This is a genomic window from Suicoccus acidiformans, from assembly GCF_003546865.1.
Taxonomy (GTDB): Bacteria; Bacillota; Bacilli; order Lactobacillales; family Aerococcaceae; genus Suicoccus; species Suicoccus acidiformans.
On sequence record NZ_CP023434.1, the window covers coordinates 1971350 to 1984869 of the forward strand.

General features: G+C 44.4%; 15 protein-coding genes, 1 pseudogene and 1 riboswitch. Of the genes and pseudogenes, 6 read left to right on the plus strand and 10 right to left on the minus strand.

Features of this window, described 5'->3' with window-relative positions; genetic code table 11:
• Positions 1 to 19 precede the first annotated feature (19 nt).
• Positions 20 to 640 (minus strand): orotate phosphoribosyltransferase, encoded by a 621-nt coding sequence (gene pyrE, locus CL176_RS09255; RefSeq protein WP_118991057.1) that lies wholly within the window; start codon positions 638 to 640, stop codon positions 20 to 22.
• Between the two features lie 2 nt (positions 641 to 642).
• On the minus strand, positions 643 to 1332 hold the full coding sequence (gene pyrF / locus CL176_RS09260) for an orotidine-5'-phosphate decarboxylase (protein WP_118991058.1): 690 nt from the start codon (positions 1330 to 1332) through the stop codon (positions 643 to 645).
• Between the two features lie 338 nt (positions 1333 to 1670).
• Between pyrF and CL176_RS09265 the strand changes: the two genes are divergently transcribed.
• Together CL176_RS09265 and CL176_RS09270 are read left to right on the plus strand one after the other, a co-directional pair.
• Positions 1671 to 2906 carry an MFS transporter gene (locus CL176_RS09265; protein WP_118991059.1) on the plus strand — a complete coding sequence of 412 codons (1236 nt, stop codon included), beginning with the start codon at positions 1671 to 1673 and terminating at the stop codon, positions 2904 to 2906.
• Positions 2907 to 2941: 35 nt separating this feature from the next.
• Entirely contained in the window at positions 2942 to 3640 is a 699-nt protein-coding gene (locus CL176_RS09270; RefSeq protein WP_118991060.1) for a CPBP family intramembrane glutamic endopeptidase, read from the plus strand.
• An 82-nt stretch (positions 3641 to 3722) separates the two neighbouring features.
• Here the strand turns inward: CL176_RS09270 and CL176_RS09275 are convergent, their stop codons facing one another.
• Complete coding sequence (locus CL176_RS09275) at positions 3723 to 4211, minus strand: GNAT family N-acetyltransferase (protein WP_118991061.1); 489 nt, start codon at positions 4209 to 4211, stop codon at positions 3723 to 3725.
• 110 nt (positions 4212 to 4321) lie between these two features.
• The gene (locus tag CL176_RS09280) at positions 4322 to 4924 is read right to left on the minus strand and encodes a CadD family cadmium resistance transporter (protein ID WP_118991062.1); all 603 of its coding nucleotides are present in this window, start codon (positions 4922 to 4924) and stop codon (positions 4322 to 4324) included.
• A gap of 209 nt (positions 4925 to 5133) precedes the next feature.
• Between CL176_RS09280 and CL176_RS09285 the strand changes: the two genes are divergently transcribed.
• The gene (locus tag CL176_RS09285; RefSeq protein ID WP_118991615.1) at positions 5134 to 5664 is read left to right on the plus strand and encodes a rhodanese-like domain-containing protein; all 531 of its coding nucleotides are present in this window, start codon (positions 5134 to 5136) and stop codon (positions 5662 to 5664) included.
• A gap of 186 nt (positions 5665 to 5850) precedes the next feature.
• Here CL176_RS09285 and CL176_RS12740 read toward each other — a convergent pair.
• The 6 genes and pseudogenes from CL176_RS12740 to CL176_RS09310 form a co-directional block, all read right to left on the minus strand.
• Positions 5851 to 7395 (minus strand): annotated as a pseudogene (locus CL176_RS12740) (sodium/proline symporter).
• 119 nt (positions 7396 to 7514) lie between these two features.
• A complete protein-coding gene (locus CL176_RS09295) occupies positions 7515 to 8126 on the minus strand; it encodes a nitroreductase family protein (protein WP_118991063.1) in 612 nt (203 codons plus the stop codon).
• 477 nt (positions 8127 to 8603) lie between these two features.
• Positions 8604 to 9401, minus strand: coding sequence for a TatD family hydrolase (locus CL176_RS09300; protein WP_162890932.1), 798 nt, complete (start codon positions 9399 to 9401; stop codon positions 8604 to 8606).
• Between the two features lie 22 nt (positions 9402 to 9423).
• On the minus strand, positions 9424 to 10158 hold the full coding sequence (locus tag CL176_RS09305) for a tRNA threonylcarbamoyladenosine dehydratase (RefSeq protein WP_118991065.1): 735 nt from the start codon (positions 10156 to 10158) through the stop codon (positions 9424 to 9426).
• Between the two features lie 181 nt (positions 10159 to 10339).
• Positions 10340 to 10624 (minus strand): aldo/keto reductase, encoded by a 285-nt coding sequence (locus CL176_RS12745; protein ID WP_240430479.1) that lies wholly within the window; start codon positions 10622 to 10624, stop codon positions 10340 to 10342.
• Positions 10584 to 11186 (minus strand): aldo/keto reductase, encoded by a 603-nt coding sequence (locus CL176_RS09310; protein ID WP_240430488.1) that lies wholly within the window; start codon positions 11184 to 11186, stop codon positions 10584 to 10586. The genes CL176_RS12745 and CL176_RS09310 overlap by 41 nt, the downstream gene beginning before the upstream one ends.
• A gap of 201 nt (positions 11187 to 11387) precedes the next feature.
• Positions 11388 to 11480: riboswitch (THF riboswitch) on the plus strand.
• A gap of 46 nt (positions 11481 to 11526) precedes the next feature.
• Here CL176_RS09310 and folP point away from each other — a divergent pair.
• Genes folP through CL176_RS09325 form a run of 3 tightly spaced genes read left to right on the plus strand, consistent with a single transcriptional unit; the run spans position 11527 to position 13515 of the window.
• Positions 11527 to 12459, plus strand: a complete 933-nt coding sequence (gene folP, locus CL176_RS09315; protein ID WP_118991066.1) for a dihydropteroate synthase — start codon at positions 11527 to 11529, stop codon at positions 12457 to 12459.
• A gap of 4 nt (positions 12460 to 12463) precedes the next feature.
• Entirely contained in the window at positions 12464 to 13033 is a 570-nt protein-coding gene (folE, locus tag CL176_RS09320; RefSeq protein WP_118991067.1) for a GTP cyclohydrolase I FolE, read from the plus strand.
• Entirely contained in the window at positions 13030 to 13515 is a 486-nt protein-coding gene (locus CL176_RS09325; RefSeq protein ID WP_118991068.1) for an HD domain-containing protein, read from the plus strand. The genes folE and CL176_RS09325 overlap by 4 nt, the downstream gene beginning before the upstream one ends.
• The last annotated feature ends 5 nt before the right edge of the window (positions 13516 to 13520 follow it).

The following is a 13520-nucleotide window of genomic DNA, read 5'->3' on the forward strand; positions in this document are numbered from 1 at the left end:
TTATTCGTTCGTTATTCAATTATTTCGTAAAGTCCTGATGCCAAGCCTCTACTGCTTCAATTTCTTCGGTACTTAGGCGTTCTTCTGCTGCAGCAACTTCCAATAGCGTAGGGAAATCGGTGACGCAATGGTAGGCTACGCCAGCTTCCTTGAAATTAGCTGCTGCCCGACTCATGCCATAGGTAAAGATTGCAACTGCTCCAAGGACTTGGCAATCATCTTGAACAGCCTTTACGGCATCTAAGACGCTACCACCAGTAGAGATTAGATCTTCAATAATTACAACTTTATCTTCTTTCGCTAATTTTCCTTCAACTTGCGTCTTGCGGCCATGGTCTTTCGCTTCACCACGAATATAAATCATTGGCAAGTCTAAGATTTCACTCACCCAAGCAGCGTGTGGTATCCCAGCTGTTGCGGTTCCAGCCACAACTGTAACGTCTGGAAAGTGCGTACGAATTAAAGTAGCTAGCGCTTCTGCTACCTCCCGGCGTGCCGAAGGGACACTGATGAGCTGGCGATTATCGCAGTAAATCGGGCTTTGGATGCCACTAGCCCAAGTGAAAGGCTCATTCGGGTTCAAAATAACCGCTTCATGTTCAAGTAGTAAATGAGCAACATCTTTAGCTTTATTGGTCATATTTAGTTCCTCCAGTCTTGTAAATAACGGTTGTAAGCTTTAATAGGATCTTCAGCTTGCGTAATCGGGCGGCCTACTACAATATAATCAGCACCTGCTTGCCGTGCTTGAGAAGGTGAAGCCGTCCGGCTTTGATCGTCTGCTTGGCTTCCAGCCATACGAATACCAGGGGTTAGGCAAAGGAAGTCAGAGCTGGTAGCTTTCTTTATATCAGTGACTTCATGGACGGAGGATACAACCCCGTCTAGGCCACTTGCTTGGGCTAATTGGGCTAAGGAACGGACTGAGGCTTCCATTGGCAATTCAATACCTAAGGAATGAAGCGTTGCTTGATTCGTTGAGGTAAGTTGGGTAATCCCCAGAACTTTCGGTTGATATGGCCCCGTTTGAATGCCGTCCATCGCTGCCTCCATCATTTCTTGGCCACCTAAGGTATGAATGGTGACGATATCGACAGGCAACTTGCTCAATTGCGTCATCGCAAGGTAGACAGTATTTGGAATATCATGGCTTTTCAAATCTAGAAATACACGGTGACCATCATCAGCTAAGCGCTTCACCAAATCCGGTCCAGACAAATAAAACTGAGACATTCCTACTTTAACAGCAATCGGTTGCGACTTGAAATAATCCATAAAAGACCACATCTCAGCTTCTTGCTTGAAATCTAAAGCGACAAATAATTTATCCATCTCTTCCCTCCTCAAAAAAAGACCCAGGCATCATCTGCCTGAGTCTTGAGCACACCAAGTTACACACCGACCAAAAACTTGGCGATGTGTGCTTAACGGTGGACTTTCTTGCCTCTCTGGACAGATTTAAAGCTCCCTGATTCTCAAATTGTCCTAATTATAGCAACCTTAGCTTGACGTGTCAAGACTTCTCAACTTAAATTTCCCTTAGAAAAATTGGCAAAGCTACTCTTTACTAGCGATTTAAAAACAATTTGGCAGGCTGATAACGTTATTATCCCTAGAATTTGACAAAACATGCTATACTATTGATATTCATTAATAGAAAGAGGTTTTGTATGAAAGAACATTTTTATGGTTGGCGTATCGTCCTAGCTTCGGTGATTGCCCTAGCGATTACGGGGCCGGCATCTGTTGCTGTGGCTAATATCTTCCAAACTCCGGTAGTCCATGAGTTTGGTATTGAGCCGAGCCAATTCGCCATTAACAACTTTATTGTCTTAGGCGTCGGTATTCTCCTCTCACCTAAAGTTACGAACTTATATTTCAAGGGGAATATTAATCGCAAATATGCATTAGGGACTTTAATTTATGCCCTATGCTTCGCCGCTTACGGCCTTGCACCCAATATTTATATTTTCTACTTGCTCTCATTTGGGGTAGGGCTTGGTTTTGTCATGACAAACATGGCTCCAATTGGTATTCTAGTAAATGCATGGTTTGTCGAAAAGAAAGGACTGGCCATGAGCTTGGCCGCTTCTGGCTTAGGCATTGGCGGTATTATCTTCAGCCAGCTCTTAACATACTTAATCGGCCAATTTGGCTGGCGTCATACTTATTTAATCTATGCTGCTATTATGATAATTATCGTATGCCCTGTAATGTATTTCGTCATCAAGGATAAGCCAGAGGATATAGGACAAGTTGCCTTAGGTAGCCAGGAAGCGAATGCCCAGGCTGGAACAGCAAGCGAAGAAGAAGCTTATACGGTGAAATTGCATGTAAAAGAAGCACTGTCGAAACCATTCTTTATCATGCTGATTATTGGCGCGGTTTGCGTAGGTATCGTTAATAATGGCGGCCTAGGTCAATTCCCGCCGGCTATTACTTTGCTACATAACGCCCAAAAAGCGGCAAACATTACGGCCATTTATTCGGGTGTTGGCATTATTGGTAAATTGCTCTTAGGAAGTATAAATGACCGCTTTGGCATTCAGGCCTCGATCAAATACTCGACGGCCTTATGTATGTTGACTTATTTCCTAGCGACCCAGTCTGGAAACTATCCTTTCGCTATTCTCATGGCTATTTGCTTTGGCCTTGGTAATGCCATAGGGACGGTGATGGGTCCTCTGATTACGTCTGCCATCTTTAGTGGGCGAGATTATAGTCAGGCCTATGGTTATTTGCAGAGTGGCTTAAATACGGGTATGGCTTTAGGCTCAGTGCTTGCTGCTACAGTTGCTGATTTGGCTGGAACTTATGACGCAGCTTGGTACGTACTTCTATTCATCTCCCTTGCTATGGGTATTTTCTGGTTAGGTGCTTACCGCCAATCACGTCAATATATATAATGTCGACTTAAATCAATATTAGAAGGGGGCCTATCATGAATCGGCGGGGGCAACATTTGGCTTTTCGGATACTCTTATTTCTGGCTTCTTTTATCTTATATAATTTGATTGACTCTATCCCAGTCATTGCTGAGGTTTCCCATAAGATTCTTCAACCATGGCAACTGGAACTCCTCGCCTTGAGTTCAATCTTCGCGCTCCTCTTATTCTATCTTTGGAGTGTGAAGGTGGCAAGTTTGTGCAGGCATGGCCCTATGGATAACACATGGCAGTCCCGCAAGCTTCCGGTGGATAAGCAGTGGGTCTTAATTTTACTCGTGATGGTCGTCATCTTCGGCCTCTATTCGAATTTAGAAGGATGGATTTATGGGCAAATGGGCAGATCCACCACGACCAATCAAGCCTACCTCGAAGAAGCTCTCCAGGCGACCCCCTTTCTTGGATGGTGGTATGTCGACACAATCATTGTCGCCCCAGTTCTTGAAGAACTTATCTTCCGCAAAATATGGATGACCCTCTTTTTCCAAAAAGATACCCGGCAAGATCATATCTTAGCTTGCTTAATCAGCGGCGTCATCTTTGGTCTCATGCATGTTGATTATATCGGCTTGGAATTTGTTCTCTACAGCTTATCGGGGATACTATTTGCCGTCTTCTACCGTTTGTCTGGAGACATTCGCTTGCCAATCATGGTTCATATCATGAATAATTTCCTGGCCTCCTTGACAGTATAATAAAACTGGATCTGCGTCACGTTTAAAACTCAGATCCAGTTAATTTACGTTATTTAGGATAATAAACTCTTATTGGGTACAATTATCCCTTCGTTCCGGATGAGTCAGCTGCGACCTGCTTAAGTGTCTCGCCCGCCAGACGGTATACTGTCCATTCATCCATCGGCTCGGCACCTAGTGATAAGTAGAAATCAATGCTCGATTGATTCCAATTCAAGCACGTCCACTCCATCCGACCACACCCACGTTCGACTGCAAGTTGCGCAACCAATTGTAAAAGCCCCTTGCCGTAACCTTGTCCCCGATATTCTGGCAAGACATAAATATCTTCGAGATACATCCCAGCTCGGCCAACAAAGGTTGAAAAGTTATGAAAGAAAAGGGCAAAACCTACTTCCACATCCCCTTCCATCGCAAAGATAACTTCTGCCCTTTGCTGATTGAATAAATTCTCTTCCAGCATCGCCTCTGTGGCTACAACTTCATCCATCATCTTCTCATATCGAGCAATTTCTTGAATAAAGAACAGAATCTTCGGAACGTCCTCACGGCTTGCATTGCGGTATTCCATCCTCCATCTCCTCTCTACACTTCTCATCATTATAACAACTCCAACAAATCCCCCACAAGCCCAAAGCTTCCCTCACATAAATGGCATGAGAAGCTAAATCATTATCCAATTTATTGAAGCCATTGCCACATATACTGGAAGGTGCCATTCTCCCACATAATATAAAGCCCCAACCCAATAAAAACAACTGGCACAATGACCTTCTCATAGCGCTCAACCACTTCACCAATCATTGGCACATCGGCTAATTGCTTGGAGCCATAACATAGTAAGAAAACCCCAATCGCAAACACTAGGCAAACGATTAAAAGCTCACTCACAGACATCCCCGTGAAATAGGGAATATAGACCCCTAAATTATCGCCACCTAGAGCCAAGGTCAAAGCAAAGACCGCCGCTGCTTCAGTCTGCTGAGATGCCAATTGTTCTTCCACCTCGTCATCATCAATATCCTCATCAACAAAAATAGCTCGGATACCTAAACCTAATGGAATTAAGCCGAGAAAGCCAATCAACCAATCTTGCGGAATGAAATTTAACATCGAAGCAGCCAAGGCACTAAAGCTGACCAATACAGCCGTTCCCAAGTACTGACCGAGATAAACTGCCCGATGTTTCCGCTCAGATATGGTTGAGAAGATAAGTGTCAATACAACCAAATAATCGATCGATGTCGAAATAAATACGAGTATTGCTGATAAGATTAGTTCCATCTTCTTCCCCCTTTTCCAGTTAATATGAACAACCCAAAGTGTTGCATAAACACATCAACTTCGCTAATGCTAGAGGGTATCGCTTAATAAACCGTTTCACACTTTGTCCAACTTTCCTCATGAATTGTAATCAGTATAGCACATTCCTAGCCGTATTTCGGATTTAATGATAAGATAAAGGCAAACTCACACATTCTGGAGGGATTCTTATGCAAGAACAAATTGTTGATATTCGCCCAGCTGCTAGCTACCGAGCCGGTCACCTACCTCATGCCATTCATATCACGGCGACGAACTTTCCCAAATACGCTAACCAAGTTCTGAACTTAGACCAACCCATCACTTGGATTTACGACGGTGAAAGCAAAGCCGATTTAAAGGAATTATGGCGTGAGGGAGACCGCCAAACATCGATCGACGATTTAAATGCAGATGATTTCATTCAAACCCCAACAATCCCTGCCACAGACTTCTTAGACTTAAAAGGCGACTATACCTTGTTAGACGTCCGCCAAGCAGCTGAAATAACCCGACCAGCGCCAGAGAAGAATCTCTATAAAGCCCCTCTAGATGAAATCAGCCAACATGTAGGGCAACTCGACTCCAATAAAGCCGTATACATCTTATGCGGTTCTGGAAATCGGGCAACCACCGCTGCGTCTTACCTCAATCATTTAGGTTTCGAGGCAATTGTCATTGAAGGAGGCGCGAAAGCCTTAACCGAAATCTCTACCAACTAGCCCCTACACCCTATCCAAAAAGTCCCAGGCTTTTATTCCTTCACGATAAAAACCTGGGACCTTTCTTTATTTAATTCATTAACACCAAGTGCACCAGCTTGTCGAGATGCTGCTGCCTTCACAACACACTCAAGCCACCCTTACAGTAACTTGAAGGCCATAAGCCTTTTGAATTGTATTCGAGGCCTAGTCTATCTTAGCCAATTCCTGTAAATATTGCTCATGCTGGTCTAAAGTTTCCTGACTTGGCTTGGTTAAGCGCGACACGATGACAATAGCTAAGCTTGACAATAAGAAGGCAGGAAGCAATTCGTAAATCGCAAAAACACCACCAAATTGTGATAAATATAAATTCCATACCAGTACCGTCACACCTCCAGTAATCATCCCAGCTAAGACACCTTGACGCGTTAAATCACGCCAGAATAATGAGAATAATAATGCCGGTCCAAAGGCCGCACCGAAACCAGCCCAAGCAAAGGACACAATTTGGAAGATGACTGAAGTTTCATCCATCGCGAAGAAAATACCCAACACTGTCGTCAGCACTAAAGTAATCCGACTAACCCGCATAACGTCTTGATCCGTCGCATCTTTCTTAAAGACACCTTGATATAAATTCTTAGATACTGCAGAAGCAGCAATCAGTAAATAAGAGTCGGCTGAAGAAATAGTGGCCGCTAGAATACCGGCCATAACCAGTCCGGCCATAAAAGCAGGCATCAATTCTTGAGCTAAGAGCGCAAAGATATTCTCCGCCTCATGCAAGGTTACGAAACTCGTTGGATAAAGCATCCGTCCAAGAATGCCAATAATAATCGCTGCAAAAAGGGAAATCAAGGCCCAAGAGGTCCCAACCCGGCGCGCCACTTTAATTTCGTGGGAGTCACGAATAGCCATGAAACGCAAGAGCACTTGCGGCATACCGAAATAGCCCAAGCCCCATGCTAAATTAGAAACAATATTAATCCAACTAAGTGGCTTGCCACCACCAAAGAGCGGCTGACTACTCTCGACCAATTGCTGGCCACTCGCATCCAATTACGGAGTCGCTTGATGGAAGATATCCAGGAAACCAGGGATTTTCTGCGCATTCTCCACAAGCCCAGACACGCCGCCGGCAGCATGGGTACCTGCCCCAAGAACAACAACCAGTGCGATAAACATGACAACCCCTTGAATAAAGTCTGAAGTTGATTCCGCCAGAAAACCACCTAAGAATGTATAAGCCCAGACGAATAACGCCCCGAAAATCATCATCCACACATAATCTAGCCCGAATAAAACAGAGAATAACTTCCCAACCGTCACGAAACAAGATGCAGCGTAAATCACAAAGAAAATTAATATAAACAACGACGCAATGACAAGAATACTATCTTGTTTGCGTCCTTTCTCTTTAAAGCGATTTGCTAGAAAATCTGGCAAAGTGACCGCATCAGACGCAACATGGGAATACACGCGTAAGCGTTTAGCAACAATGAGCCAATTTAAGTAAGTCCCTAAAGCTAAGCCCACCGCCGTCCAGAAAGCATCTCCAATCCCAATCCAATAAGCCAGCCCCGGCAAGCCCATTAATAGCCAGCCACTCATATCCGATGCTCCAGCTGAAAGAGCCGTAACATAGGGTCCTAAGGAGCGACCGCCTAAGAAATATTCTTCCGAACTAGAGTTAGACCGCTTAGCATAATATAAGCCAATGCCAATAATTAAAGCCATATAAAGCAACATGGCCAAACCTATAAGTACCTTATCTTGCAAAATAGTCTCCAATACATCCCAACTTTCTTATTAAAGATACTTGCCAGTATACCAGAAAATTGTATGTTTGTTAGTACATTATAAGTTTTTTAAGCATTTTGTGATAATGAAAGATATAATTTCACACGTTCGTCTCCAGAAACACGCGCTTTCTCATCGGCTTGCGCTTCAATCGAGCTAAATGGCATCTCAGCCATCAATTCATAGGTTTCGGGCAAGTCAAGCAAGTCCCGCACAACCTTATCATAGCCTAAGTCATAGCCGATATTAAAGTGATGCAAGGAAGCACCTAAGCCTAAATCAGCTAGTAAAAGCCAGCTGGCAAAGGTAAGCATGGCTGAATTCTGCTCTTTATAGGCCGCCTGCCGCTCTGGACTCGTCGGCATTTCGTCTACCACTGCCCTATCTTCAAAGAAGAGGAGGGTACCGACACCCCTTTTAGCCTGTTCAAAACGCGGGGCAATAGCTTCATAGCGCGCTGGATCAACGAAAGCTTTCTGACTATCATGTAGTGTGTCCCAGAGCTTTTCATGCAGCTGGCCGCTGGCTACGATGAGACGGCTGGATTCAACATGGTATGCAGTGGGTATGGTCGGGATGAGTATTTGTAACTTTTCCGTTACCTCCTCTGCTGTAACCGGCGTATTCCGCCCAATATGGTAAATACTTCTGCGACTGGTAAGTAAATTTGCGTAAGACATTTCATCATTCCTTTCTGGTGTTTACTTCAATTTATCAAGAAGGGTCGAAAACTTCAATGTAAACACTCGTTTAGATTGAAGTTTTGGAATAAACGGGGGCTTTCATTTGGTACGAACGAGTGTGGCATAGATGAGCAAGCTAGATCCGAAGTATAAGACCCTTGCCCCTAGTTATAAAGGCGGACTGTTACCCAAGGCCTTCACGCCGAGAATTTAATTCGCCACTTCACATCGGGATTGCTTGGCCTTATGCCAGTTATCATGATTAATCATTTCGACCGAAATCTTGGATAAACTGATTTAATCCACATGCAACTCCAGCCTAGCTCTGCTCTTAGTTAAGTGGCATAACTGTTCCCATCGGCTTTATCCCAGGCAAAACTTAGTCCAGCCATTGGCTGAAGGTCCGAGTAATCATATATCTCCCAAGCAAACAGAAACGATGCAACCACACTTTAAGATGTGGCTGCATCGTTTCTAATTTGCGAAATATAGTGCATTCTGGCTATGAAGAATTTGCTGTGTCATATCTTCCCCACGCAATTCACTCATATAGTCGCACGTTTCTTTCAACAAGTCCGCTAAATCATCAGCCAACTGCAATAATTGCTTCTGACCGAACGTAGCCTGGGCTTGCTTCGGCCAGTCACTCTCCAGCAAAAGTCGATCTGCTGGCATCTGCTGTAGATAGGCGCGTCCTTTTTTGGTATTTAAGGTGAGGGGGTTGACCGAGAGGTAAGCACCGAGGCGTCTCAATTGAAAAAGTTCGTCATTGGTTCCATTGAAACGGTGGAAAACCGGGAGAACATTATAAGTAGGCAAGGCATAATGTTCAAGTAGGTCCAATACGGCCTGAGCTGAACGGACTGTATGAAGCGATAGAATATAAGGTAGTTGCTTGGGCTGACTCGCCTCAATTATTGCTTCAAATATCGCTGATAAAACAGCTATTTGACGGTCTTGACTAGCCTGGTCCAGAATCTTCGGGCTAAAGTCTAAACCAATTTCACCAATGAAACGAGTCTTCGTCAGACCGCTCCGAAAGGCAGCCAATTCGAGCTCAATTTGTTCATCCGACTGAATCCACCACGGGTGATACCCCAAAGAAAGCAGCGTATTGCTCTCTTTAAGCTCTTCAAGCAAGGAGAAGAAGTCTGTCGGTAAGACAGTTTGGGCAACGATTCCCACATCCAACGCTTTCAATAAGCTTAGAAATTGCTGGCGTTCTTCTGGTGACTTAATAAAATCTAAATGGAAATGTGTATCAAGTAACACCCTATCACCCCTTTGAGTAAACTTATGGCATCGCTTCGAAATGACTCAGGCGCCGAATGACTTTCCCTGCCAGCATCTGGCCAAGAATCGGTGGCATATAAGACATGGTTCCTAAAGTGTGTGAACGAGCTGTACTGACTGGATTGTCCACCTTGCGTGGTAATTCATCCGAGAAGAGCACTTCCACCTCGCCTACCCCAAATTTACGATATTCTTGACGCATCTTCTTCGCCAAAGGGCAATTATACGTCTGGTGAATATCTGTAAACTGAAAGCGCAAAGGGTCCAATTTATTTGCTGCACCCATCGCAACCAATAAAGGCAATCCTTCGGCTTGCGCCCAGGCTGCAAGTGCCGCTTTGGAGAGGACCAGGTCAATACAATCAATCACATAATCAGGCCGAGGAAACTGACTTAAATACGTAGGAATATTCTGCTGATCAAGCTCCTGCTGTTCAGCGTACACTTGGCAAGCGGGATTAATATCATGCACCATCTCAGCCATCACTTCAGCTTTTGGCCTCCCTACAGTGGAGGTAAAGGCAATGGCTTGACGATTGATATTCGTGTAATCAACCACATCCATATCAATTAAAATCAACGTCCCTACTCCACCTCTTGCGAGTGCCTCAACACAATTTGACCCAACCCCACCTAGGCCGAGAACCATAACTGTAGACTTTCGCAAAGCCGCCAGACCCTCATCGCCTAAGATTAATTTTACCCGTTCAAATCGATTATCTTCCACTGTTTCCATCGTTCACCTACATCCTTCGTTTGATACCCATCATCTTAAGAAATTTATAGGTGTGATGCAAGTCTTTTTTTGGTAAGTGGTGGTTGAATCATCACACAAAGTGAAGTGTTCCCACCCTAAGCACTTGCTTATGATCGTTTAAGCCCATTTAATTATTAGCTTTCCTTGCATAGGTATTCTTTTACTCAATGTCTAAAGGCATCTTGTAAGTTGGTGCAGGGAAATGCTGTTCTAAGTATGCAAGGTGTTCCGCGCTTAAAGTCATCTCCAATACTTCCAAATTGCTCGCCATATTATCTGGATTCGAGCTTTTAGGAATCGGATAAACATTGCTTTGCGCCAATAGAAATAAGAGCAACACTTGGTAAGGTGTGCCATTAATTTCTTGAGCCACTTCGACGACAGCCGGATGATTCAACAAATTCTCACGTAGGCGACCTGCCTGAGCTAAGGGGCAGTATGCCATTAAGGGGCATGCCTACCTCGTCCATTAAAGGTTTTAGACTGAATTCAATTCCCCGAGAACCTAAATGATATAAGACTTGATTGGTCGCACAATCCTCCCCACCAGTTACGGCCAGTAATTCGCTTAAGGGTTGGGTATCATAATTTGAGACGCCCCAAGCACGAATGAGGCCTTCATCTTTCAGTACTTGGAAGGCTTCAATCGTCTCCTCAATAGGTACCGACCCTGGCCAATGCAATAAATACATATCTAGGTAATCGGTCTTCAATCGCTTCAGACTTGCTTGAAGACTTGCCCGCATACTTTGGCTATCAGCGTTATAAGGCAAGACTTTGGAGACAAGGTATAAGTCCTCCCGCGCGAAAGGTGTAATTGCCTTACCAAGCAAACTTTCACTGCGACCCTCCCCATACATTTCGGCCGTATCGATTAGCTGGACCCCTTGCTCAATGCCATAACGTAAAGCTGCTATTTCCTGCTTTTCAATCCGTGAATCATCCCCCATCTTCCACGTGCCCATACCTAAGCGTTTCACTTGCTGTCCGGAATATGTCTCAAACATCTTCATTCCTCCTTCACTTCGTATCATAGCGAATTTTCACCTTTAGACAAAACAATATCTACTTTGAAAGTGTTTGTTGTCATTATAAAGTATGATATGATAGGCATACGTCATTTGCCCTTGTGGCATAAAAGAACGGACTCTAAACGTAGAGCCGACGTCTCATCCTTGATAAAGGATTCGTTCAACAAAATAAAATACAAAAGAGTAAAGCTCATGCGTTAAGTGCTTGTAGATGGGATGTTGCTACAAGACGAAATAATCTTTATGCGATATGGGCTTGCATCCGCTATTGCTGCGAGCATTTCTGATGCTCTTTTTGTTTGAATAGGAGAAAGTAATGAAATTCGTAACGAAACAACGCGTCATGGCGATTGATCAACCTTTAATTTGTGCTATCTTAAACGTCACACCGGATTCCTTCTCAGATGGTGGCCAGCACAATGAAGTCACACAAGCCGTTGAAAAGGCAAAGGAGCTTATCCGGCAAGGAGCGGATATGTTAGATATTGGCGGGGAATCCACTCGTCCAGGTTCTACTTATGTAGAAATCCACGAAGAAATTAACCGAGTCGTCCCGGTTATTCAAGCGATTCGTGAGTTTTCTGATATACCTATTTCTGTAGATACTTGGAAAGCACCGGTCGCTGAGGCATGTTTACAAGCAGGAGCCAACGTTATCAACGATATTACTGGCCTAATCGGTGATAAAGCAATGGCCCAAGTCATCGCCGAACATCACGCAGGATTAATCCTAATGTTTAATCCGGTCAAAATCCGCCCAAATCATCCTGCGGCAAGCCGTTTTCCCCATTTCGGTGAAAGCTTTTTGACAGCAGAGGAGCTGAACAGCTACGCTAATCTTGATATTATCGAATTGATGGATATATACTTTGACAAAGCCTTGGCCCTAGCCGAGGCGGCTCATATCAAGCCTGAGCAGATTATGTTAGACCCAGGCATCGGCTTCGGCTTGACCCCAGAAGAGAACCTTGCACTCATTAACGCCCTTCCTCATTTACAAGGTCGGGGCTTCCTTACATATTTGGGTGTGTCACGCAAGCGTTTCCTCGCTCAACTGGTTGCAGAGGTCGGCTTGCCGAACGATTACACAACCGAAGTGGGCTTGCAACATGTTGATACCGCCTCGGCAATGATTAGTTTTCTGGCAACGCAATACGGCGTACACGCCATTCGTGTCCATTCCGTACAGGAACATTTACTCGCCAGACAAGTTGCCCTAGCGCTCAAAGAGAATCAAGAAATGAGGTAAGGTTATGGAAGCGAAGCATTTTGATACAGAGAAAATTGAAACGGCTGTTCGCATGCTCTTAGAAGCAATTGGTGAAGATCCAAATCGTGAAGGCTTACTCGAGACGCCCGAACGGGTAGCTCGGGCAATGAAGGAAATCTTTGGTGGCTTGGGTGAAACAGCTGAAGCCCATCTGCAGAAATCTTTCGAACATGTCGACGGGGGAATTGTTGTTGTTAAGGATATGAGTTTCTACTCTATGTGCGAACATCATTTACTACCTTTCTGGGGCAAGGCTCACATTGCTTATTTACCCAACGATAAAGTAGCTGGCCTTTCTAAGTTGGCTCGCACGGTAGAAACCTACGCGCGCAAACCACAACTTCAAGAAAGACTTACTAAGGAAATTGCTGAAGCGATGATGACATATTTAGGCGCAAAAGGCGTATTAGTTGTTGTCGAAGGTGAACATATGTGTATGAATATGCGCGGCGTTCAAAAGCCTGGTTCCAAAACCGTGACATCAATCGCCCGAGGCGCCTTAGCTGAGGACACCCGTTTACTCGATGAAGCATATAGGATGTTGGACCGATGAGAAATACAAATATTATCTATGAACTCCCCTTTATTCAAGCGCATTTGGAAGAATTGGATTCCTTAGAAGCCACCCGAATATATTGCCGACATAATCTGGAACATTTCCTTTCAGTAGCACGCATTTGCTACACCTTATGTTTAGAACAAAAAGTAAATATCCCTAAAGACTTAATCTATACAACTGCCCTCTTACACGATTTAGGTCGCGTGGAGGAAATCAAACACGGCACCTCGCATGACCATGCTTCAGTCGACTTAGCAATTCAAGCCTTGACCTATACTGACTACACTGCCGAAGAGCAAGCCAGTATCCTAAAGGCCATCGGCAACCACCGCGGCAGAGACGTTGCAACGACAGATGATACGTTCGTCCAGTTATTTAAGCAAGCCGATAATTTATCCAGAGACTGCTATAATTGCCGGGTGAGAGATTTGTGCAAATGGAGTGACGAGCGCAAAAATTTACACATTAAATATTAGGAGGT

Bases quoted from the DNA above. Each gene is read 5' to 3' on its own strand.
- CL176_RS09295 (WP_118991063.1), bottom strand. From the start codon at position 8,126: ATGTCTTACGCAAATTTACTTACCAGTCGCAGAAGTATTTACCATATT.
- folP (WP_118991066.1), top strand. From the start codon at position 11,527: ATGAAATTCGTAACGAAACAACGCGTCATGGCGATTGATCAACCTTTA.
- CL176_RS12745 (WP_240430479.1), bottom strand. From the start codon at position 10,624: ATGGCATACTGCCCCTTAGCTCAGGCAGGTCGCCTACGTGAGAATTTG.
- CL176_RS09310 (WP_240430488.1), bottom strand. From the start codon at position 11,186: ATGTTTGAGACATATTCCGGACAGCAAGTGAAACGCTTAGGTATGGGC.
- CL176_RS09285 (WP_118991615.1), top strand. From the start codon at position 5,134: ATGCAAGAACAAATTGTTGATATTCGCCCAGCTGCTAGCTACCGAGCC.
- CL176_RS09275 (WP_118991061.1), bottom strand. From the start codon at position 4,211: ATGGAATACCGCAATGCAAGCCGTGAGGACGTTCCGAAGATTCTGTTC.
- CL176_RS09305 (WP_118991065.1), bottom strand. From the start codon at position 10,158: ATGGAAACAGTGGAAGATAATCGATTTGAACGGGTAAAATTAATCTTA.
- CL176_RS09325 (WP_118991068.1), top strand. From the start codon at position 13,030: ATGAGAAATACAAATATTATCTATGAACTCCCCTTTATTCAAGCGCAT.
- CL176_RS09270 (WP_118991060.1), top strand. From the start codon at position 2,942: ATGAATCGGCGGGGGCAACATTTGGCTTTTCGGATACTCTTATTTCTG.
- pyrE (WP_118991057.1), bottom strand. From the start codon at position 640: ATGACCAATAAAGCTAAAGATGTTGCTCATTTACTACTTGAACATGAA.
- pyrF (WP_118991058.1), bottom strand. From the start codon at position 1,332: ATGGATAAATTATTTGTCGCTTTAGATTTCAAGCAAGAAGCTGAGATG.
- CL176_RS09280 (WP_118991062.1), bottom strand. From the start codon at position 4,924: ATGGAACTAATCTTATCAGCAATACTCGTATTTATTTCGACATCGATC.
- CL176_RS09265 (WP_118991059.1), top strand. From the start codon at position 1,671: ATGAAAGAACATTTTTATGGTTGGCGTATCGTCCTAGCTTCGGTGATT.
- folE (WP_118991067.1), top strand. From the start codon at position 12,464: ATGGAAGCGAAGCATTTTGATACAGAGAAAATTGAAACGGCTGTTCGC.